General features: G+C 42.4%; 17 protein-coding genes. 8 read left to right on the plus strand and 9 right to left on the minus strand.

The genetic code is table 11. The features are described 5' to 3' along the window. Window positions 1-96 precede the first annotated feature (96 nt). On the plus strand, window positions 97-2307 hold the full coding sequence (locus tag JMX89_RS01240) for a carboxy terminal-processing peptidase (RefSeq protein WP_201550559.1): 2211 nt from the start codon (window positions 97-99) through the stop codon (window positions 2305-2307). Between the two features lie 463 nt (window positions 2308-2770). On the opposite strand, the gene JMX89_RS01245 is transcribed toward JMX89_RS01240, so the two are convergent. Further along, entirely contained in the window at window positions 2771-3256 is a 486-nt protein-coding gene (locus JMX89_RS01245; RefSeq protein WP_201530877.1) for an FKBP-type peptidyl-prolyl cis-trans isomerase, read from the minus strand. Between the two features lie 325 nt (window positions 3257-3581). Between JMX89_RS01245 and JMX89_RS01250 the strand changes: the two genes are divergently transcribed. Then, window positions 3582-5528, plus strand: a complete 1947-nt coding sequence (locus JMX89_RS01250; protein WP_201530875.1) for a M61 family metallopeptidase — start codon at window positions 3582-3584, stop codon at window positions 5526-5528. Between the two features lie 126 nt (window positions 5529-5654). Here the strand turns inward: JMX89_RS01250 and JMX89_RS12865 are convergent, their stop codons facing one another. The 3 genes from JMX89_RS12865 to JMX89_RS01260 form a co-directional block, all read right to left on the minus strand. Next, window positions 5655-5954: a DUF305 domain-containing protein gene (locus JMX89_RS12865; RefSeq protein ID WP_265088663.1), complete on the minus strand. Its 300-nt coding sequence runs from the start codon at window positions 5952-5954 to the stop codon at window positions 5655-5657. Further along, on the minus strand, window positions 5947-6486 hold the full coding sequence (locus tag JMX89_RS12870; protein ID WP_265088664.1) for a DUF305 domain-containing protein: 540 nt from the start codon (window positions 6484-6486) through the stop codon (window positions 5947-5949). Before JMX89_RS12870 ends, JMX89_RS12865 begins: the two co-directional genes overlap by 8 nt. Window positions 6487-6673: 187 nt before the next feature. Then, complete coding sequence (locus JMX89_RS01260; RefSeq protein WP_020442669.1) at window positions 6674-7300, minus strand: rRNA large subunit pseudouridine synthase E; 627 nt, start codon at window positions 7298-7300, stop codon at window positions 6674-6676. A gap of 216 nt (window positions 7301-7516) precedes the next feature. On the opposite strand from JMX89_RS01260, the gene icd reads away from it, so the two are divergent. Continuing rightward, on the plus strand, window positions 7517-8776 hold the full coding sequence (icd, locus tag JMX89_RS01265; protein ID WP_201530872.1) for an NADP-dependent isocitrate dehydrogenase: 1260 nt from the start codon (window positions 7517-7519) through the stop codon (window positions 8774-8776). A gap of 158 nt (window positions 8777-8934) precedes the next feature. Here icd and JMX89_RS01270 read toward each other — a convergent pair whose 3' ends face one another. Then, complete coding sequence (locus JMX89_RS01270; protein WP_201530870.1) at window positions 8935-11154, minus strand: NADP-dependent isocitrate dehydrogenase; 2220 nt, start codon at window positions 11152-11154, stop codon at window positions 8935-8937. Window positions 11155-11800: 646 nt separating this feature from the next. Here JMX89_RS01270 and JMX89_RS01275 point away from each other — a divergent pair. The 3 genes from JMX89_RS01275 to glyA all read left to right on the plus strand — a co-directional run bounded on the left by JMX89_RS01275 (window position 11801) and on the right by glyA (window position 15352). Next, entirely contained in the window at window positions 11801-13138 is a 1338-nt protein-coding gene (locus JMX89_RS01275; RefSeq protein ID WP_201530868.1) for a GNAT family N-acetyltransferase, read from the plus strand. A gap of 52 nt (window positions 13139-13190) precedes the next feature. Further along, window positions 13191-13697, plus strand: coding sequence for a chorismate--pyruvate lyase family protein (locus JMX89_RS01280; protein ID WP_201530866.1), 507 nt, complete (start codon window positions 13191-13193; stop codon window positions 13695-13697). A gap of 398 nt (window positions 13698-14095) precedes the next feature. Beyond that, complete coding sequence (glyA, locus tag JMX89_RS01285; RefSeq protein ID WP_011512688.1) at window positions 14096-15352, plus strand: serine hydroxymethyltransferase; 1257 nt, start codon at window positions 14096-14098, stop codon at window positions 15350-15352. A gap of 102 nt (window positions 15353-15454) precedes the next feature. On the opposite strand, the gene gltS is transcribed toward glyA, so the two are convergent. The 4 genes from gltS to JMX89_RS01305 form a co-directional block, all read right to left on the minus strand. Then, the gene (gene gltS, locus JMX89_RS01290; protein ID WP_011512689.1) at window positions 15455-16729 is read right to left on the minus strand and encodes a sodium/glutamate symporter; all 1275 of its coding nucleotides are present in this window, start codon (window positions 16727-16729) and stop codon (window positions 15455-15457) included. 88 nt (window positions 16730-16817) lie between these two features. Continuing rightward, entirely contained in the window at window positions 16818-17192 is a 375-nt protein-coding gene (locus JMX89_RS01295) for a barstar family protein (protein ID WP_201530864.1), read from the minus strand. Window position 17193: 1 nt separating this feature from the next. Continuing rightward, entirely contained in the window at window positions 17194-17955 is a 762-nt protein-coding gene (locus tag JMX89_RS01300; protein WP_201530862.1) for a ribonuclease domain-containing protein, read from the minus strand. 292 nt (window positions 17956-18247) lie between these two features. After that, the gene (locus tag JMX89_RS01305; protein WP_201530860.1) at window positions 18248-19549 is read right to left on the minus strand and encodes a glutamate-5-semialdehyde dehydrogenase; all 1302 of its coding nucleotides are present in this window, start codon (window positions 19547-19549) and stop codon (window positions 18248-18250) included. Window positions 19550-19904: 355 nt separating this feature from the next. Between JMX89_RS01305 and JMX89_RS01310 the strand changes: the two genes are divergently transcribed. Together JMX89_RS01310 and JMX89_RS01315 are read left to right on the plus strand one after the other, a co-directional pair. Then, window positions 19905-20231 (plus strand): hypothetical protein, encoded by a 327-nt coding sequence (locus tag JMX89_RS01310; protein ID WP_201530858.1) that lies wholly within the window; start codon window positions 19905-19907, stop codon window positions 20229-20231. Between the two features lie 172 nt (window positions 20232-20403). After that, complete coding sequence (locus JMX89_RS01315; protein WP_133103790.1) at window positions 20404-21201, plus strand: ABC transporter ATP-binding protein; 798 nt, start codon at window positions 20404-20406, stop codon at window positions 21199-21201. The last annotated feature ends 174 nt before the right edge of the window (window positions 21202-21375 follow it).

Consider the following 21375-nt stretch of genomic DNA (forward strand, 5'->3'; position numbering starts at 1 on the left):
AAAATAGCTGGATTTTATGGACAGCCATTTATAGATATTTTTTGATTTTGCTAAAAACAGAGCATACTTTTCACTTAAAATAATTAGGTAGATATGATGAAAAAACAACCAGCACAGTGGTTACTCAGTGCAGCGTCAGTGGGCATCGCAGGTTTAATTCTTACCCAGAGCTACGGCACTGCAGTAGCTGATACCAATACCGAAGGTTTTAAACAGACGCCTGAGCAACAGGTTACCACGCGCCAAGTAGCGGCATTGCTGGATCGCAGTCATTATCTTAATCAGCCACTGGATACAGCAACTGGTAGCGAGATTTTGTCTATGTATATCGATAGTCTCGATCCAAACCATACGTTGTTTTTGCAATCTGATGTCGATGAGTTTAAGAAAAAGTATGCCGATGAATTTGGTGCGCGTTTAAAGCGTGGTGATTTGTCTACTGGGGTAGAAGTATTTGAGCGCTATCGTAAACGCTCAAATGAGTATTTTGCCATGGCAAAAAAGATGCTAAAAACGGATATCAATTTGACCAGCAAGGATAACATTGTCCTTGACCGTGAAAAACTCAATCATTTTAAAACCAAAAAAGAGCAGCGCGACTATTGGGCAAGTCAGTTAAAGTTTCAGTTGATGAGTATTACTTTGGGTAAGGAAGATGAAAAAGCAAAAGAAAAAGTCTTTTTAGACAACCCGGATATCACGCGTGGTCAAGATTTGGTCCGTAATGATGAGCGCACGCCAAGTGAGATTTTACTAAACCGATTGTCTCGTCAGCAAGAGCAGTTTACCCGTCTCAAAGATGATGAGATTATGGAAACCATCTTAAACACGGCGATGCTGACTTATGATCCGCACAGTAATTATTACGCGCCAATTCAAGCCAATGAGCTGCAAATACAATCTAGCCTACAGTTAGAAGGGATTGGGGTATCTATCCGTCCTGACCGTAAAAACCCAGACTATACGCGTATTGTGACCTTAGTCGATGGCGGTCCGGCAGCTAAATCCGGTCAAATTAAGCCTAACGATTTAATTATTGGTATTGCCAAAGATGGCGAGACTATGACTGATGTGGTCGGCTGGTCAACCCGTGAAATCGTCAGTTTGATTCGTGGTAAACGCGGTACATCGGTGACGATTAAAGTTCGTCAGCCTAATACCCCTGATGCCAGTGCTCGTAATGTGACTGTGGTTCGAGATATTATTGCACAAGAAGAATCAGGCGTCACTCAGCGTGTTGTTGAAGTTCAGCGTCCAAATATCGATAAAACTCCGAAACGTATCGGTGTTCTTGAAATACCAAGTTTTTATTTGAACTACCGAGCCCGCCGTAATGGTGAAGATTATCGTAGTGTCAGTATCGATACCGAAAAAGCATTGAAAGAGTTAAATAAAAAGAATATCGATGGCTTGGTCGTTGATTTGCGCAATAATCCAGGTGGCTCACTAGATGAAGTTGCCAAGATGCTTGGCTTCTTTATTAAGAGTGGTCCGCTAGTACAGATTCGTGATAATCGTGGCAATATTCAAGTCTACCGTGATGATGACGGTGGTGAGCAGCTATATGATGGTAAGGTAGTCGTTTTGACCAATCTTGCATCTGCGTCAGCAAGTGAAATTTTTGCCGCCGCTATTCAGGATTATGGACGTGGCTTGGTAGTCGGTAGTACTACAACAGGCAAAGGCTCAGCGCAAATCCAATTAGACAGCTTGGCGCTTGGTTCTGCGACATTAACGCAGCGTAAATTCTATCGTATCACCGGTGGTAGTACGCAGAATAAAGGCGTGGTCCCTGATATTGAATTGGTCAACATCTATGACGATGCAACCTTTGGCGAGCGCGCACAGAAAAAGGCGCTGCCTTGGGATACAATTAAGACTGCACCGTATAAGCCCGAAGGTAAATTCACGTCAAATACCTTGGCGACGCTAAACCAACAGTCAAAAATCCGCCAACAAAAAAATCCGCAGTTCGTTTATTTATCAACGCTCAATGATATCCGTAATATGGAAGATGAGAAGAAACCAGTTGCGCTCGATATCAATAAACGCCGTGCCAAAATGCAGCTAATAGAAAAACGCTCTCTACAGGCTGAGAACAAGCGTCAGATTGCAACTGGTGAGCGTCCTTATGCCAACTGGAATACTTATCAAGCGGCAATGGATGCGAAGTTTGAAGAGCGTAGTCAGATGAAGGCTGCTGAGCGTCCAGAGCTACCAGAAGATGAAGCTTTCATTAATGAAGCGGCTTATATTATGCTCAGTGCTGAGCCAACAAAGCTGAGCAGTCCTGAAGAAAAGCTATAAAAATTATTGTAAACTATTAATTATTCAGCTGTCCAAACTCTACGAAAATTGCACGTAAGCATATGCTTACAAGGATTGACGTTTAGACCTCTTACTTAGTATGGGTCAATCTGCGATTATACATCTACGGCACGATTGAACTGAAAGGTTCAGAGGTACTAGGGATTGGTATCTGGAAAGTCGCATAAGGGATAGGTAGTTTGCTGATTAGGGATGATAGGGCTGGATGCCCGACCGTTATAAAATACTTCGGGATTAAGTATTGAATGACAGTAACATGGATGGTTGGTAATAAAAGCCGCATAATGCTAGTCATTATGCGGCTTTGTTACGTTTGGGCTTTTGAAAACCTTTACATTTGCTCATAAAAAAGGATCAATAGAAAAATCTACTGACCCTTTGCCACAAATGATGGGCTTCATCACTTATTGCTTATGCATCTAGCACACTAATCTCTAAGAGATTAGTGTTCAACGCCACCTGCGCCATGTACATGACCGTGGTTTAGTTCATCTTCAGTAGCAGCACGTACTTCTTGGATTTCAACATCAAAAGTCAAACGCTTGCCAGCTAGTGGATGGTTTGCATCAACAGTCACTTCTTTGTCACTGACGGCAGTAACAGTAACTAGCATCACTTGACCACCAGCTTCTGACTGAAACTGCATACCAGGCTGGATATCTTCAACGCCTTGGAAGTTGTCACGTGGTACATGTTGTACCGCTTGTTCTTGATATTCGCCGTAACCGTCAGCAGGCTCAACAACAGCATTAACTCTTTCGCCAGCAGATTTACCTTCTAGTTGTTGCTCTAGACCTGGGATGATATTACTGTGACCATGCAAATAAGCAAGTGGTTGACCTTCTGGAGATTGGTCAAGGATATTACCTTCGTCGTCTTTTAGCATGTAGTTGAACTTGACGGCAGTGTCTTTTGCGATAGTAGTCATAAATTATCCTAAATATGTTGATATTAAAAATTAAATACGGTTGCAATAAACCTAAAAAAGCCAATCAGCCAGCCAAATAGCCACGTCATCAGTTAATTATCATCAGTTTATTAGGGTAACTTTAGCAGTTAGCCTCTTTAATTGCGATAACTCCCATCACTTTCAAGGTTAAAACAACAAAAAATGCCAATTAATCGTGTAATTGAGCAGAATAATCCATGTTTTTAGCATATTAACCAAATACTGCCTTGCTGGTTTTAGGTTCGCCAGTTGCGTTTTTGAGCAATGACTTCTACCATAGCAGTAATTATAAGGATAAAAAAATATGACTTCACTCTCTCATGCTGCCGATAATCAGCCATCTAATATTAACTACCAATTCGACTTTGAGCGTTTTTTAGAGCATCTGGTTGATGTCACGCTTAGGTTTACAGCAGATACAGACGCGCCAAGCTTATGGCTACCGGCATGGATACCGGGTAGTTATTTGATGCGTGAATTTGCTCGAAATATCACCGCTGTACATTACGAGATATTGGATAAAGAGTTAGCGGATAACCAGATTGCGAATCATAAAGATCCTAAGTGTTATCGCGCGCAAAAAACTGATAAGCACACATGGCAATTGCCACATGCAAAAGCAGGGCAAACGATAAGCGTATATTACGAAGTATATTGTTATGATTTATCGGTGCGCACGGCTTATGTCGATCAGCAGCGCTTGTACGGCAATTTTACCTCACTGGCATTGGCAGTTGCTGGGCAAGAGCAATCACCAATCCAAGTTAGCTTGATGGTACCCGCAGCCTTTTTTATTGATAAAAATAAAGAGCAAGTATTACTGGCGTGTGGACTTAAAGCTACATACTTACAAAGCGATGAGCAAAATTTATATAGTTTACAAGCGGACAGCTATCACGAACTGATTGATTATCCGTTTGAGATTGGGATACAAGAGAAATTTGATTTTATCATTCAAGATAATCAGCATCAGACGCTGAGCCATCAATTTTTCCTCGCAGGTAAGCATAATGCCAATATGGGACGATTGCAGCAAGACCTAACTCGGATCTGCCAGACGTATCTCAATTGGTTGGGTGACGCGCCATTTAATGATTATACTTTTATGACTTATGCTAGTGGGCAAGATTATGGCGGCTTGGAGCACATCAATTCGACCAGTTTGATTACCCCACGCCGTGATTTACCTCGTATCAATGAACCAACAATGCCAAGTAGTGATTATCAGCGATTTTTAGGCTTGTGTAGTCATGAGTATTTTCATGCGTGGTGGGTCAAGACAGTTCGTCCCGATGTGATGCTAGATGTGGATTTACGCCGCGAAGCTTTTACACCTTTGCTATGGGTATTTGAAGGCTTTACTTCCTATATCGACGATTTTATGCTGCAAGCCTCAGGAGTGATTGATAAGGCAAGCTATCTAAAGTTATTGGCAGAACAAATTAATCGCTATCACCAAACGCCGGGTCGCGCACAGCAAAGTGTGGCAGAATCGAGCTTTGATGCGTGGATTAAGCTGTATCGCAACGATGAAAATACTGGCAATGCGGGTATCAGTTACTACAATAAAGGAGCTTTAGTGGCGTTATGTCTGGATTTAACGCTACTAGAAAAGAGCGCGGGACGTTATCGTTTATTTGATGTGGTCAAAGCTTTTTATGAACAAGCGAAGCAAAATGACAAAAAGCGCGTCGGGATCAGTAGTGCCGATATGGGGACTATTATTGGGCAGTTTATGCCATTAGCGGATTGGGAAGATTTTGAGCGCTGCTATGTTAATGGCGTTGAAGAGTTGCCTCTGAAATCGTTGTTAGCCGCTAACGGTATTCAGTTACATAGCAATACCAAAGAGACCGCTGATAAACATGTACCGTGGGGCATGAGATGTACTGAAACGCCAATAGGACTCAAGGTCAGTAAGGTAGCGCGAGCGAGCGCCGCGGCAAAAGCTGGACTCTCAGCACATGATGTTATTATCGCAATTGATGGTATCAAAGCAGATAACAAACAACTAGCACTATTCAATGATGCATCACACGACATTGAATGCCATTTGTTTCGCCGTGATGAGCTGATGACGGTTAAGGTTGTACCGAAAATCGATACAGATGAGAGTGATGGTTTAGATAAAGTCTTTCCACATAGTATTAGCTTGCGTTTAGCAAAGGCTAATACAGATGATGAAAATAAGATAAATGAATTAAAAACAGAAAGTGCTTGGTTAGATGTGATGAAGGGTGCCGAGTCATAGTGATTTGGCTATCACACGTAGTTGAGTGCTCTACAAAGATAGTGGCTACTATAAAATTAGTAACTATTAAAAAGCCCATACTAAACAATGATGCTTAGTATGGGCTTTATGTTATACGCTTAAAATTTAAGCATTAGGTTTTGTGGTTTTGGCAACCTCTACGGCTTCTTTCTGGTTTGCAGAAGTATCTTGATCGGTAGCATTGCTTGCATCTTTTTCTGCATTAACTAACGTTTTTGCAATCCACTCTTGTAACCATATAATTTCAGGCTGCTGGGCATCAATGATGTCTTGTGCCAATTTACGCATTTCCTTATCAGTACCATATTGGAGCTGTACCATTGCCATATCTACCGCGCCGCGATGATGAGGCAGCATACCACGTGCAAATGCCATGTCTGGTATAGGGTTTGCAATGTCAGTCATCATGCATGGCTTGCATGCCTGCCGTATAAGCTTGTTGCATTGCTTGGGTATTGGGCTTGGGCTTGGGCGCATCAGGGTGGCTAGCAAGCCATTTATTTATAATATCAATCTCAAGCTGCTGTGAGTCAATGATGTCTTGTGCAAGTTGACGCATCGTCTCATCATTACCGTATTTAAGCTCAATCTTTGCCATATCTACTGCACCATGATGATGCCCAAGCATACTTTTTGCAAAGGCTGTATCAGGATCATTATAAGCCATACCTACCATCATCTCATTATGCATATCAGTCATAGACTTCGTATAGTCTTTAAATATGTCCGTCATTGGCATCTCATCTGGCGTAGTATCAGCAGTCATCATATCGTGAGCATCCATATCTTCATGGCTGTCAACTTGCTCTGCTACGACCGGTGCATCGTCTTGCACTGCATTCACCTCAACATCATCTGATGCTGGCTGGCAAGCACTTATTAATAGCGCAGCAGACACGCCAGTAGCAAACAAGGCCAAACGATGAAAAGCAGTCATGACATATCCTTACCATAAATTGAACAAGAGGCTTAGCGAAAAAGTATACGAATCATATAGAGCACATAGCTAAATGTTAACAGATAAATCTTACTCTTTCGAGACGCTATGTTTAAGATGTCGTAATATAGTGAGCTTAAATAAAAAAAGCTATCTTAAGTACAACTTTACTTAGGTATTATTATAGCTAACCTATGACGCCAAGTTTTCGGCATTGCTCACTATTTAAATGAATGCGTACAAACTCACCAACGCCCAACTCTCCAAGCTCAAATCCTGCCACTGACCAGCGTATCAAGCGTAAGCAAGGCAGCCCTACATGCGCAGTCATACGCCTCACTTGGCGATTTTTGCCTTCATAAATAGTCAGCATCAACCATGACGTTGGGATATTTTTACGCTCACGAATAGGCGGATCGCGCTCCCATAATGTAATCGGCAAGTCGGCTTCATCGACAAGTACTGCAGAGGCAGGCAATGTCTTACCGTCTTTCAAGACCACGCCTGACGCCAGCGCCTTTAATTGGACAGCAGTGACCATGCCTTCTACTTGCACCAAATAAGTCTTACCTTGTTTTTGTTTGTTTTGCGCAAAACCTTTTGTAGATGGTGGCTGCGTAATGGCTTTATTGATACGTCCATCACTGGTCAAAATCAGCAGCCCCTCTGAGGTAGCATCAAGCCGACCAGCGATACGGAGTGACTTGTCCGTGAAATATTCTGATAGAGTAGTATGGTCATTATTGCTGTCATCACGGAATTGACTTTGTACTCCGTAAGGCTTATTAAACAAAATCAGGCTAGAGCTGGACATAAAATAGCGTTTCCCAAAAATAAAATGGCGGATAGCAGGACATATACTATAAGAATTAATATACGAGTAAAGCCTAAAGGTAGAGGCGTGTTTTACCTTAAGTTTATCGTATTGTACAAACATTTATAATGCTGTCATCACCATGATAAAACAGCTAGCATAACAGAATGCCAAGGACGCTTAAAACACATAATACCTATCAAGGAGTATCACCTCATGTCATATAACAAGGTTATCGTACCAATAAACGGCGAAAAAATAACCGTAAATGCTGATTTATCCTTCAATATTCCAAATCATCCGATCATTCCCTTTATCGAAGGCGATGGCATCGGCGTTGATATCACACCTGTCATGATTGAAGTGATTGATGCGGCAGTTGAAAAAGCTTATAAAGGCAAAAAGTCCATCGTTTGGATGGAGACCTATTGCGGTGAAAAAGCGTCTAAAATTTATGACGGCGAATTTATGCCAGAAGAGACGCTTGATGTGTTGCGTGATTATGTCATCAGTATAAAAGGTCCGCTGACCACGCCAGTTGGCGGTGGTATGCGCTCGCTGAACGTGGCAATGCGACAAGAGCTTGATTTGTACGTTTGTCAGCGTCCTGTACGTTGGTTCGAAGGCGTTCCAAGTCCTGTCCAACATCCTGAGTTGACTGATATGATTATTTTCCGCGAAAACTCAGAAGATATCTATGCCGGTATCGAGTGGAAAGCAGGCAGTGAGGATGCCAAAAAAGTCATTAAGTTTTTAAAAGAAGAGATGGGCGTGACACAGATTCGCTTTTCAGAAGATTGTGGCATTGGTATCAAGCCAGTATCAAAAGAGGGCTCACAGCGTTTGATTTGTAAAGCCATTCAGCACGCCATCGACAATGACTTGCCCAGTGTGACGCTTGTGCATAAAGGCAATATCATGAAATTCACCGAAGGCGCTTTTAAAGAGTGGGGATATGAGCTTGCCGCTGAGCGCTTTGATGCTCAATTGTTAGATGGTGGTCCTTGGATGACGATGACAAATCCTAAGACTGGCAATAAGATTGTGATTAAAGATGTGATTGCTGATGCGTTTTTGCAGCAAATCCTGATGCGTTCTGCTGACTACTCAGTGATTGCGACATTGAACCTAAATGGTGACTACATCTCTGATGCACTAGCCGCGCAAGTCGGTGGTATCGGTATCGCTCCCGGTGCCAATAAGGGCGGCGCTATTGCTGTATATGAGGCGACGCATGGTACAGCGCCAAAGTACGCCGGACAAAACAAAGTCAATCCAGGTTCGCTTATTTTATCAGCTGAGATGATGCTACGTGATATGGGCTGGACAGAGGCCGCTGACTTGGTCATAGAAGGTATCCAAGGTGCTATCAAAAACAAAACCGTGACTTATGATTTTGAACGCTTGATGCCGGATGCCACCTTACTAAGTACCTCTGAGTTTGGCAAAGCCATCATCAAACATATGAATGCTTAAGAAAATGATATCCTTTACATAATTTCCTATAAATAGTATCTGACATGAAAAGCTCTCATTAATAACAGACAAAAAAACACCCCAAAATCTAAGATATTTGGGGTGTTTTGTTTACGCCAATGTCACTTCTATAAATTAACTTTTATAAGATGAGTTAATTATAATGATGCAATTGCGTTATTGAACAAAGTGCTTGGACGCATTGCTTGCTCAACCAATGCCTCATCTGCTAAGTAATAGCCTTTGAGATCCATAGGCTTACCTTGAGCATCATTCAGCTCTTTGATGATAGCCGCTTCATTACTCTCAAGATTTTGCGCAAGTGGCGCAAACTGTGCTGCAAGCTCGCCGTCTTGCTCTTGAGCGGCAAGCTCTTGTGCCCAATACATCGCAAGATAGAAGTGACTGCCACGGTTGTCAAGCTCACCAGTCTTGCGTGATGGAGACTTGTCATTTAATAACAGCTTTTCAGTTGCTCTATCTAAGGTGTCAGCCAGTATTTGGGCTTTAGCATTGCCATCATTCTGTGCCAAATGCTCTAGCGATACAGCTAATGCCAAGAACTCGCCCAGTGAATCCCAACGTAAGTGGTTTTCTTCAAACAATTGTTGTACATGCTTTGGTGCTGAACCACCAGCGCCAGTTTCAAACAAACCGCCGCCCTTCATAAGAGGTACGACTGATAACATCTTAGCACTGGTGCCCAATTCTAAAATTGGGAATAAGTCAGTGAGATAGTCACGCAAGATATTACCAGTAGCAGAAATCGTATCAAGACCACGAGCAACGCGCTCTAAGGTATAACGCATGGCACGAACTTGTGACATGGTTTTGATATGTAGACCGCTCGTATCATGATCTTTTAGATACATGTTGACTTTTTTGATCAGCTCGTTTTCGTGTGGACGATATGGGTCCAACCAAAAGATAACCGGCGTATTAGATTCGCGTGCGCGGCGTACCGCAAGTTTTACCCAATCTTGGATAGGCTCATCTTTGACCTGACACATGCGCCAGATATCGCCCTTCTCAACACGCTGCTCAAGCAAAATCTCGTTTGTTTCTTCGTCAACAATACGAGCTATACCATCATCGCTCGCTTCAAAAGTCTTGTCATGCGAGCCATATTCTTCCGCTTTTTGTGCCATTAAACCGACGTTAGGTACCGTGCCCATAGTCGTTGGGTCGAAGTTACCATGCCATTTACAGAAATTGATCATTTCTTGATAAATGCGAGCAAAGGTAGATTCTGGCATGACAGCTTTACAATCATAGGGCTTGCCATCAGCACCCCACATTTTACCGCCATTACGAATCATAGCAGGCATAGAAGCATCGACAATCACATCACTTGGTGAATGGAAGTTGGTAATACTTTTTGAGGAATCAACCATCGCCAAACGTGGGCGATGTACTTGGCAGGCATGTAAATCGCGCTCAATCTCTTCACGCGTTGATGCGGGTAGTGTTGAGATTTTGTCGTATAGGTCTGCCATACCGTTATTAACGTTGATGCCTAATTCATCAAAAAAAGCGCCGTGCTTTTGGAAAGCATCTTTATAATAGGTTTTAACCGCATGACCAAAGACGATAGGATGCGATACTTTCATCATCGTGGCTTTTACGTGCAATGAGAATAAAATACCCGCTTCACGGCAGTCTTCCATTTCACGCTCATAGAACTCAAGCAGTGCTTTTTTGCTCATGAACATAAGGTCGATAACTTCTTTATCAAGCAAAGCGATGCCTGTTTTGAAGACATTCACAGTACCATCGTCAGCTAAACGTTCCATGCGCACGGTACGGGCTTTATCTAAAGTGATAGATTGCTCACCTGCATAAAAGTCGCCACTGTGCATATGCGATACATGAGTTTGTGACCATTGCTTCCATTCACCCATCGAATGTGGATGCTTACGCGCGTAGTTTTTGACCGCTTTGGGTGCACGACGATCTGAGTTACCTTCACGCAGTACAGGGTTCACCGAGCTGCCTAGGCTTTTGCCGTAACGCTGACGAATGGCTATCTCTTCATCCGTTTGTGGATCTTCTGGAAAATCAGGAATGGCGTAGCCTTTGCCTTGTAGCTCTTTAATCGCCGCTTTTAGCTGCTGAACAGAGGCACTGATATTTGGCAGTTTGATGATGTTGGTGTTTGGATCTTGTGTCAGACGACCCAGCTCAGCTAAGTTGTCAGGAACGCGTTGCTCTTCACTTAAAAATTCAGGGAATTCAGCCAGTACACGGGCAGCAACTGAGATATCAGTCGTATCCACTTCAATGCCTGCTGTTTTAGTGAATGCTTTGACAATAGGTAAGAATGATACGGTGGCAAGCGCTGGCGCTTCGTCGGTTTTTGTATAAATAATTTTTGACATTGTAGTAGAGTATTCCTTTATGTTGTCAGTAATGAAGTGAGTAAGGCTTGGATATTATTTAATACCTTTATACAGCCTTCATACCATAATGGGCGATGGCGCTAAATTAAGTACATCGCGTGTCACTTTTGCAATCATACAAAAATATATTGAAACGGTTCGACGCATTCAAATAGTTTTGAGACCGCTTGTTGACCTTATTTTGCAAAAATATCTTTTGGAAGCTGCTTTAACCTTTATGAAAAGCTTACCGTCAAAAGAGGGGTTGAACGATTGGGTAACACTGCCTGATGATACATGACAGTCGATATATTATAGTTCATCCACTATAAATCCGATATGATGTCAATCTCGTATGTTGAACTAAGTATACTATTTCGCTCATATCTCATCTATATGAATTATATTAAGCTAATAATACCCTTATTCTATCAGTCATCAAGATGGATATCATCTTTTCCATGTAATTTGCCTGTTTTTAATAGTAATTTTTATCACCTATGGCAGCAAATTTTTGTTTCTATAAAAATAGCACTGCACCGCTTTTAAACGCTAATGACAGTTTTGCAAATCGTGACAGCAAAAAAATGGCAATTTGCTAGGCTATAACATCAAGAAAAGTTATCAAAAAAATAGTGTACTGATTATGACCTTACAATATGCGTTACTCAACGATACCAGTTGGCAAAGCCTAAGCGAGTGGCAAACGCCAGACACCCCTTTTATGTCATTTGCCTTTTGGCAAGCGCTTAGTGACACTGGCGCGATTGGCGAGGAAGCTGGCTGGTTACCTATTTATATATTGGTGCACCGTGTAGATGCCGATGACGATTTTGTAGTACAGAAAAATTTGTCTTCTGTAGAAGCTTCTATAAAGGTGAAGCAGCCGGTTGCCGTGATGCCCGTATTTATCAAAGGTCATCACCAAGGGGAATTTGTATTTGACCATTCATGGGCGCAAGCTTATGCGCAGTATGGTCTCGACTATTATCCGCGTTTGGTAACGAGCGCCCCTTATACGCCTATTACTGGGCAGCGTTTATGGGTGGCAGCAGGTGAGACGCTCGATGCTGACATTATAAAGACCGCCATTGCCGGGGTGGATGATATTGCGCAGCAAGTAGATGCTTCTGGCTGGCATGGGCTATTTGTCACACCTGAGATGGCTGCTATCGCTAACGCATCGCTGCCGACTGATATTGATATAGAAATGGCGCTTAAAAACCAAGCAAATGGTGTAACGGCAAAACCGATTGAGCTACCGATACTTGAGCGTCAAGGTTGCCAATTTTTATGGCAAAATAAAAATCTAACTCAAAATAATCAGCTGTTTACAGATTTTGAAGCATTTTTGACCACGCTCAAAGCCAAAAAACGCAAAACCATTCGGGCTGAGCGGCGAAAAGTCGCTGAGCAAGGTATTACGTGCCAGCGAAAATGCGGTGATGACATTACCGAGTCCGACTGGAAGACTTTTTATCATTGCTATGTAATGACTTATGCGGTACGTGGGCAGCAGCCTTATTTGACCATGGATTTTTTTAAAGCATTAGCGCAACATATGGCTGAGCATTTAATGCTCGCACAAGCACTTGATGCCAACGGTGAGATTATCGCGAGCAGTCTGTTTTTATATGATAAGCCTGACAATAAAACGGCAACTTTGTACGGTCGTTATTGGGGAGCGCTTGGTGAGTATGATAGCTTGCATTTTGAGCTGTGCTATTATCAAGGTATTGAGTTTGCGATCGAGCAAGGTTTGCACTATTTCGACCCAGGAACGCAAGGCGAGCATAAGCTGATTCGTGGCTTTATTCCAACAGCTACCCACTCACTGCACCGTATTTATGATGCACGTTTTGTGCCAGCGATTGCTGATTTTTGCCGCAAAGATCGGCTACAGATGTCGCAATATCGAGAGCAGGCATTTGAAGCTTTGCCGTTTAATATTGATAATATGCCAATGTTCCATAACAATGAATAACCTTATCTTTTAACCATCTTCTACTTAATAAAGTACACATTAGCCGTAAACTATGACCTTTCATCTTTCTTGCGCAACCAATTCATCACCTCCAACTGAGCTATTACCTTGGTTAAATACCGAAGGCTCTCTTACTGCCTTGCTAGAGGTAAAAGCTGGGCGGCCATTACTCGTAGAACGCAGATTTGAGGGCTATCGGTTATTGTCTTTAGCACAAAAAAAACAATTGGGTATCAAAGGGGCAGCGCTTAGTCATCCACGGCTGGCGTGGGTCCGTGAGGTATATTTATACGGGAATGACGAGTTACCATGGGTACAGGCGCAAAGCCTGTTTCCGTTATCAAGTCTAAAAGGCAGTGCCAGACGTCTACAGCAACTAAAAAGCACACCCATAGGTTATGTATTGTTTAATCGCAGTCGCACCTTGCCCAATCAGCGCTGTATCAAATATACGGCAGATGGCTGGCAACGGCAGACGCTTTATGATTGGCACGGTCGTTCTTTACTCATTAGTGAGACCTTTTTGCCACGGTTCTGTGAAAAACAATTGGATATTTAAGTACTTTATCAGAAAATTAAAACAACCAATTAATTAGCCAACTATTTTCCACTTTATTATTCAGATAAGTTTTTAGTGAATAAATTTTAATGAATTTACTGCTTCTATTTAGATGATATATTGATAAGTTACTGAAAAAAATAGATTTAAATATAGAGAATTTTGCCCTGTCGTCTACTAAAAATAAGCTGATATTTTTTTGCGCTCGCAACATAAAGTTTCATGTTACACTTAAACTTTAGCGAGAATATCGATGCAAAAGAGTATCGAATTTATCCTTAAAACTGCAAGCTAATGATAAGCTCATGCCTTTTGCTTGCCTATTTCAAACTTCTTTTGCTACTCGCTTCTTTCAACGACCGTTATTACTAATAAACGTCACCACTTAGGACTTTACTATGTTTAAAGATATCTCTATCAAAGATTTTGATCCAGTACTTGCTGAAGCGATGGCCGCAGAAAGCGTTCGTCAAGAAAACCATATCGAATTGATCGCGTCTGAAAACTACTGCTCACAAGCAGTGATGGAAGCGCAGGGTACTGATTTGACCAACAAATACGCTGAAGGCTATCCTGGTAAGCGTTATTACGGTGGTTGTGAGCATGTTGACGTCGTTGAGCAACTAGCTATCGACCGTGCAAAAGAATTGTTTGGTGCAGAATATGTGAATGTACAGCCACACTCTGGTAGCCAAGCAAACTCTGCTGTCTTTTTAGCATTGCTTGAAGCCAATGATACTGTACTTGGCATGAGTTTAGATGCTGGTGGTCACTTAACGCATGGCGCACATATCAATTTCTCAGGTCTAAACTACAATGCAGTACAGTATGGTTTGGTTGAAGGCACTGGTCTTATCGATTATGACCAAGTTGAGAGCTTGGCAAAAGAGCATAAGCCTAAAATGATCATCGCTGGTTTTTCAGCGTATTCACAAGTAGTTGATTGGGCGCGTTTCCGTGAAATCGCTGACGAAGTAGGCGCTTACTTACTAGTCGATATGGCTCACGTTGCCGGTCTTATCGCTGGCGGTGTTTACCCAAGCCCAGTACCGTTTGCTGATGTAGTGACCACGACTACGCACAAAACCTTACGTGGCCCACGTTCAGGTATGATTTTGGCGCGTGATGAAGTACTTGCTAAAAAGCTCAATTCTGCCGTATTCCCAGGCAACCAAGGTGGCCCGTTGATGCATGTCATCGCGGCAAAAGCAGTTTGCTTTAAAGAAGCCTTAGAAGAGAACTTCAAAACCTATCAGCAGCAAGTGGTTAAAAACGCTCAAGCCATGGCAAAAGTCATTCAAGATCGCGGCTATGAAATTATCTCTGGTGGCACTGAAAACCATCTGATGCTTATCAGCTTAGTTAAGCAAGAGATGACTGGTAAAGAAGCGGATAAATGGTTGGGTGACGCACACATTACGGTCAACAAAAACGCCGTACCAAACGATCCAAAATCTCCGTTTGTGACTTCTGGTATCCGTATTGGTACACCAGCGATTACCACTCGCGGCTTCAACGAAGCACAAGCAGGTGATTTGGCAGGTTGGATTTGTGATGTTCTTGACAGCCGTGGCGATGAAGCAGTGACTGCTGAAGTCCGTGGCAAAGTAGAAGCGATCTGTAAAGAGCTTCCTGTCTATGCTAAAAACCAGTAATTTCTAATTAATTGGTTTTATAAGTCAGAAATAAAAAAACCGCTTAGCTTTGGCTAGGCGGTTTTTTTGTGAGTATATAAAACAGTTTTTTAATTTATCAAATCACATAAACGGCAATTTGGTAAATATCTGCAGGATAGTGGCGTTAACGATATCAACGAAGAATGCACCAACCATAGGTACAATCAAAAATGCCTTATGTGATGGTAGGTAACGATCGGTGACCGCCTGCATATTGGCAATCGCTGTAGGAGTTGCACCCATACCGAAACCACAGTGTCCTGCTGACAAGACAGCTGCATCATAGTCTTTTCCCATGAGTTTGAAGGTCACAAAGTAAGCATAGCCAATCATTAGAACAGTTTGTGACAATAAGATGATCAATACCGGACCTGCCAAATCTGTCAATTGCCACAGCTTTAATGACAATAAAGCCATCGCTAAGAAAAGACTCAAAGAAGCGTTACCGATGACGTCAATCGCACGGTCAAACATATCAAAATTGAATACCATGGTTAAGGTATTACGCAAAATCACACCACCTGCTAATGCCCATACGAAGGTCGGTAACTCAAACCATGTATCCTGCGCTACCAAAGTCATGAGATCAGCGAACGCCAGTGCTGCGGCAAACAGTGCCAATGATTCAATGGTAGACGATGCTGTAATCAGACGGATATTATCCGGCTTTTCAAACATCTCCTTATTGCTATGAACTTCCTCTTCGCTATGCTTGGTGCTATAGAGCGACTGCTCACTTGCCAGTTTTTCAACATCACTTGGGTTTGGATTGTCTGCTGTAGGCTTGAGACCAAGCTTTTTAATCAAGCGACGGGCAACAGGACCACCGATAATACCACCTGCTACTAAACCATAAGTGGCAACTGCGATACCCAGCGTCGTCGCGCCAACCACACCATACTGCTCCTCTAAAGTAATGCCCCAAGCACCAGCAGTACCATGACCACCAGTCAAAGCGATTGAACCGGTCACCAAGCCAAGCAAAGGATCAAGCCCAAGTGCGCTTGCCATTGCAACACCAAGGATGTCTTGCAAAATGATAAAAACAGACACGATAATGGTGAAAATCAGCAAGGGTGAGCCACCTGCTTTTAACCGACCAAAATCAGCGCTAAGCCCGATAGAGGCAAAAAACATCAGCATAGTCGCTGTTTGCAGTCCTTGATGGAAATTAAAGCTATAGCCCCAAACAATATTAAGAATATAAACGACAATCGCTGCGACCAAACCGCCTGCGACTGGTTCTGGAATATTGAAATCTTCTAAAAACTTAATTCTTTTGACTAAGAAGCGTCCAAGCAAAAGTACTAATGTGGCTAATATCAGGGTGTAATAGCCGTTTAGGGTGATTTCCATATGTTAATCCTTTCTATAAATATAAATTAACCTGAATTCGGGATAAATCTGTTTTTATCTCGAATTTAGATTCTTCTCTTACTGGCGACTAAGACAAATCATCAGACGCCACGACAATCCACAGCTGTGGTTTGCCAAATTCTTTAAAAGCATCTTCTATAATACTTTTGAAGACATTAAAATCTTCGGTGTTAATATTTTTAACCGCTGTTAAATCAAGTACCAAATGCTCGATATCACTGTCTGTTAAGCAGTCCCACGCTGCATCCCAGTTATGACCAAACCAACTTGGGAAATCGCAGGCTTTCGCTAAGCTACTTAAGAGTGTTTCTTTATCTAATCGCTCTTCTATAGGTATAGCGATTGCTTGTTCAGGAATAGTAGCAGACGTTCTGCTGCTTTTACCTTTAACAAGGTTTTGATCAATGCTGCTTTGATTTACATAGTAAATAGCTTGAGTCATGTTATTTCACCTCCAGTTTTTGAAAGCTGTCATAATGATCAAGGGTTAAATAATAAATGGTTGGTGGGTGACCACCAGTGACAATACGTCGTGCGCCGCGATGCGAAACGGCAGGTGTGGGTACAGTATATTCGCGATAGTAGCCTTGCGACTGCGCCGGTAACTTACCTTCGCGATTATAGAAAGTGGTTCCGTCTTTGTTAGGATAAGGGAAGGGTCCACCTTGCTTGATAAGCACAAGCGTCTGATCTATTTGCGCATCACCAGTGATAGCTGCTGCATTTGAATTACTGGCAGTTTCAATATGATTTTGCGATAGAGTAGTAGATGGGGCGCTATCGGCAAAAAAACTGGATTTCAAATCAGTAAAGAAATAGACCGCAACAGCGATAATGGCAATCAAACTGAATAGGGTAGAGAAGCTGCTTTTCTTATTTTGGCTGCTACGATTATTTTTGCTAATGTGGTTTTGATTGTTTTTCTGATTAACATTATCTGAGCTGCGATGCATTGAATTTGCCACTGAATTGGATGCTGGCGTCTCTAAAATACTCAATTCATCCGATGTGACTTCGGTGGCGCGCAATTGATTTTTGTCATTGCGCTCACTATTAAAATAAACCCGCTGCCCATTGCTGATAGGCTGCGCCATTCGCACGGATGTTATGTGAAAAAACACATCTTCACTCTGATTGTCGACATCGATAAAGCCATAGCCTTTATCAGAATTCCAATGCTTAATTTTGCCACTTTGCATGGGCATCCTCGTCCTATCGATAGATTTTTATCACGTAAAATAATGGCTATATAATGAAAGTATCTTAAAAAAACTACGGTGCTGCTGGTATAAATTTTTTGCCGCCTCTGTCTGCGTAGGCACAGCAAGCAAGAAAAATTGATACCAGTAGTACGTGATGTATCGATATTGTTTTTCCCTGACTATATGTCATATACAACATGTGTAGTAAAAATAAAAAAACGCCAGCAATTAAGCTGACGTTCTGTAACAATTATACTGCAGACGACATTATAGATTGTAGTGAAGACGTAATAAATTAGGCACGCGTTTCGCCATGACCATAAACAATCCACTTTTGTGAAGTTAAGCCTTCAAGTCCGACTGGTCCACGCGCATGAATCTTGTCAGTTGAGATACCAATTTCGGCACCAAGACCATATTCAAAACCATCGGCAAAACGGCTAGAGGCGTTAATCATCACGCTTGCCGAGTCGATTTCGCGGATAAATCTCTGTGACTTGGTATAGTTATCTGTAATGATAACATCGGTATGATGACTGCCATGGGTGTTGATATGCTCAATCGCCTCATCAATGCCGGATAATATTTTAATCGCGAGGATAGGGGCGAGATATTCAGTATCCCAATCTTCCGCGGTGGCGGCTGATAAATGGCCTTTAAGGGTAGTGTTATCGTTCAGAATAGCCTGCGCTTTACCATCAAGACGTAGTTGCATCGCATTATCGGCTTCAACGATGGCTTCGGCAATTTTTGGTAACAGCTCATCAGCGATGGCTTCATCGACCAACAAGGTTTCCATGGTATTACAAGTACCATAGCGATGGGTTTTGGCATTGACACTCACGTTAATGGCAATCTCAGGATCAGCATCACTGTCGATAAAGGTATGACAGTTGCCATCTAAGTGCTTAATGACAGGCACGCGTGCATCGCGGCTGATACGCTCAATCAACCCTTTACCGCCGCGTGGTACGATAACATCAACATATTCTGTCATAGTGATAAGCTCACCGACGGCAGCACGGTCAGTGGTCTCTAGCACTTGGACACTATACTCAGACATACCAACGTTTTTTAGTCCTTCTAAAATACATCTGGCAATCGCTTGATTGGACTCAAATGCTTCAGAGCCGCCACGTAAAATGATGGCGTTACCTGACTTTAGTGCGAGGGAGGCTGCTTCCAAAGTAACATTGGGACGCGACTCATAGATCATACCGACTACACCAAGTGGCACGCGCATTTTGCCCAGATGAATACCCGACGGACGATACGTCATGTCTGTAACCTCACCAATAGGGTCAGGCAATGCCGCAACGTCTTTTAGACCTTGTAGCATGCCATCAAAACGGGCGTCATTTAACTCCAAGCGATCAAGCAGCGCAGCATCTAGGTCGTTCTTTTGTCCATTGTCCATATCGACTTTATTGGCGGCTAAGATATCTTGCTTAGCGTTCTTTAATACATCGTGAATCGCCATCAGTGCAGCATTTTTGTCACCTGTATTGGCAGCAGCCAGTGCTCTGGATGCAGCGCGCGCTTCTTTACCAACATTTTGCATATAAGCGGTTACGTCTGTGGTATTGGTTTGACTCATAAATATTCTTCCTTATAGTTATAAATAGAAAACAATCAGTGTTCTTTAGCGCTCTAATGGCACTCTGCTATTTAACATAGAGGAGATTAGGTCGATAGTAAAGCCGATTTTGTGAATAGAAGTCACTTGTCTTTATATGATAGTCATGATTGGGCATTGGATTGATGGTTACGTATTTTTAACAGAAATAGACTGCAATTACTAAGGTAGTCGCTATGAATCGTCCGTATAGTGAGCGCTAAGCAGTAAAAGATTCATTTTAGCTTTGACACGTTATTTTTAAACTCGCTCGGCTACATGATAGCTATTCATAGTAGAAATTAATGATAGTAAATAAAAATATTGGAGAATAAATATGACCATTGATCAACCACAAATTCAAAAATCTGGCGCGTACAAAAACTGGTTGGGCGTTGGGTTGGTTGCAGCGGCATTGACGCTAAGTGCCTGTGGTAAGAAAGAAGAGCCACCGGTAGAGACGGCGCCAGCAGTCGATGCGCAGACTTCGGTAGAAGAGGAAGCCACGGGTGTGGCTACTGCCGGTAATGCTGACGATGTTGCGATAGCAACTGCTGACAATGATATGGCTGTCAGTAGCACGGATGATGTGGCCGTAGCAACTGCGGATGATGCAGAGATGATGGACGGTACTGAAAGCGAAGAGCACGTCTCAAGCTACTAATGTGGCAGATAAAACAGCGCTCACGCTATTAAGATGATAAAATAAGGCCCATAATTGACTGTATATTATGGGCCTTATTTTATAAAGGTAATTTATTGCCAAACGCCTTTTTAATGCTAAGTACCTTTTTACGTCATGTTTTCATTCATATTTATTGGAAGTCTGCTAAACCATGCTTGATACTGCAAATAATCCGACTCGACCTATCGCTTTAGATTTACAAGATATCCATAAAAGTTTCGGCTCATTGGCCGTACTGAAAGGCGTATCTCTAACTGCCTATGACGGCGATGTTATCTCTATTTTAGGCTCGTCTGGCTCAGGTAAGTCGACCCTGCTGCGCTGTATCAATTTGCTCGAAAAGCCCAATCACGGTCGCATTATTATCGGTAAAGATGAGCTGATGCTAAAGCCAGCTAAGTCAGGCGAATTGCAAGCGGCTGATATCAAACAGCTAGAACACTTGCGCGCACGCGTGGGCTTTGTCTTTCAGAATTTCAATCTATGGCCACATAAAACGATTATTGACAATATCATCGAAGGGCCAATACAAGTCTTAAAAATAAAAAAAGACCAAGCCATTAGCGATGCTGAAAAGCTGCTTGATAAAGTGGGTTTGCTCGATAAAAAAGACGCTTACCCAGCGAATCTATCTGGTGGTCAGCGTCAGCGTGTTGCTATTGCACGCGCTCTTGCTATGCAGCCACAGGTATTATTATTTGATGAACCGACATCTGCATTAGATCCTGAGCTGGTCAATGAAGTGCTTGCGGTGATGCGAGAGCTAGCCGCAGAGGGTCGCACGATGTTGATTGTGACCCATGAGATGCGTTTCGCTCGTGACGTTTCTAGTAAAGTGGTGTTTTTACACCAAGGCGTTATTGAAGAGATTGGTACACCTGAGCAAGTCTTTGATAACCCTAAGTCTGAGCGCGTTAGAGACTTTATGGCTTCACATCGTCAAAATTAATCCATTGCTTAAATCTAGTAAAATCGCAATCTTAGCAATAATTGTTTAAAACGCTAAGATTGCACATCAGTAAGTCTATTCGTGCCTTTATTACTCAATAATCACAGTCGGTATGCAAAACGTTTGTTTTTGATATTCCACTCAGGTATTATCAAAAGACTTGTGAGCGGGTAT

It is taken from the genome of Psychrobacter sp. DD43 (genome assembly GCF_904846555.1).
Classification (GTDB): domain Bacteria; phylum Pseudomonadota; class Gammaproteobacteria; order Pseudomonadales; family Moraxellaceae; genus Psychrobacter; species Psychrobacter cryohalolentis.

Excerpts from the sequence above, each read along its gene's own strand:
- JMX89_RS01305 (WP_201530860.1), bottom strand. The coding sequence starts at position 19,549 with ATGAGTCAAACCAATACCACAGACGTAACCGCTTATATGCAAAATGTT.
- JMX89_RS01245 (WP_201530877.1), bottom strand. The coding sequence starts at position 3,256 with ATGACTACTATCGCAAAAGACACTGCCGTCAAGTTCAACTACATGCTA.
- JMX89_RS01240 (WP_201550559.1), top strand. The coding sequence starts at position 97 with ATGAAAAAACAACCAGCACAGTGGTTACTCAGTGCAGCGTCAGTGGGC.
- JMX89_RS01295 (WP_201530864.1), bottom strand. The coding sequence starts at position 17,192 with ATGACTCAAGCTATTTACTATGTAAATCAAAGCAGCATTGATCAAAAC.
- glyA (WP_011512688.1), top strand. The coding sequence starts at position 14,096 with ATGTTTAAAGATATCTCTATCAAAGATTTTGATCCAGTACTTGCTGAA.
- JMX89_RS01250 (WP_201530875.1), top strand. The coding sequence starts at position 3,582 with ATGACTTCACTCTCTCATGCTGCCGATAATCAGCCATCTAATATTAAC.
- JMX89_RS01300 (WP_201530862.1), bottom strand. The coding sequence starts at position 17,955 with ATGCCCATGCAAAGTGGCAAAATTAAGCATTGGAATTCTGATAAAGGC.
- JMX89_RS12870 (WP_265088664.1), bottom strand. The coding sequence starts at position 6,486 with ATGACTGCTTTTCATCGTTTGGCCTTGTTTGCTACTGGCGTGTCTGCT.
- JMX89_RS12865 (WP_265088663.1), bottom strand. The coding sequence starts at position 5,954 with ATGACTGACATTGCAAACCCTATACCAGACATGGCATTTGCACGTGGT.
- JMX89_RS01260 (WP_020442669.1), bottom strand. The coding sequence starts at position 7,300 with ATGTCCAGCTCTAGCCTGATTTTGTTTAATAAGCCTTACGGAGTACAA.
- JMX89_RS01275 (WP_201530868.1), top strand. The coding sequence starts at position 11,801 with ATGACCTTACAATATGCGTTACTCAACGATACCAGTTGGCAAAGCCTA.
- JMX89_RS01315 (WP_133103790.1), top strand. The coding sequence starts at position 20,404 with ATGCTTGATACTGCAAATAATCCGACTCGACCTATCGCTTTAGATTTA.
- JMX89_RS01310 (WP_201530858.1), top strand. The coding sequence starts at position 19,905 with ATGACCATTGATCAACCACAAATTCAAAAATCTGGCGCGTACAAAAAC.
- JMX89_RS01280 (WP_201530866.1), top strand. The coding sequence starts at position 13,191 with ATGACCTTTCATCTTTCTTGCGCAACCAATTCATCACCTCCAACTGAG.
- JMX89_RS01270 (WP_201530870.1), bottom strand. The coding sequence starts at position 11,154 with ATGTCAAAAATTATTTATACAAAAACCGACGAAGCGCCAGCGCTTGCC.
- gltS (WP_011512689.1), bottom strand. The coding sequence starts at position 16,729 with ATGGAAATCACCCTAAACGGCTATTACACCCTGATATTAGCCACATTA.
- icd (WP_201530872.1), top strand. The coding sequence starts at position 7,517 with ATGTCATATAACAAGGTTATCGTACCAATAAACGGCGAAAAAATAACC.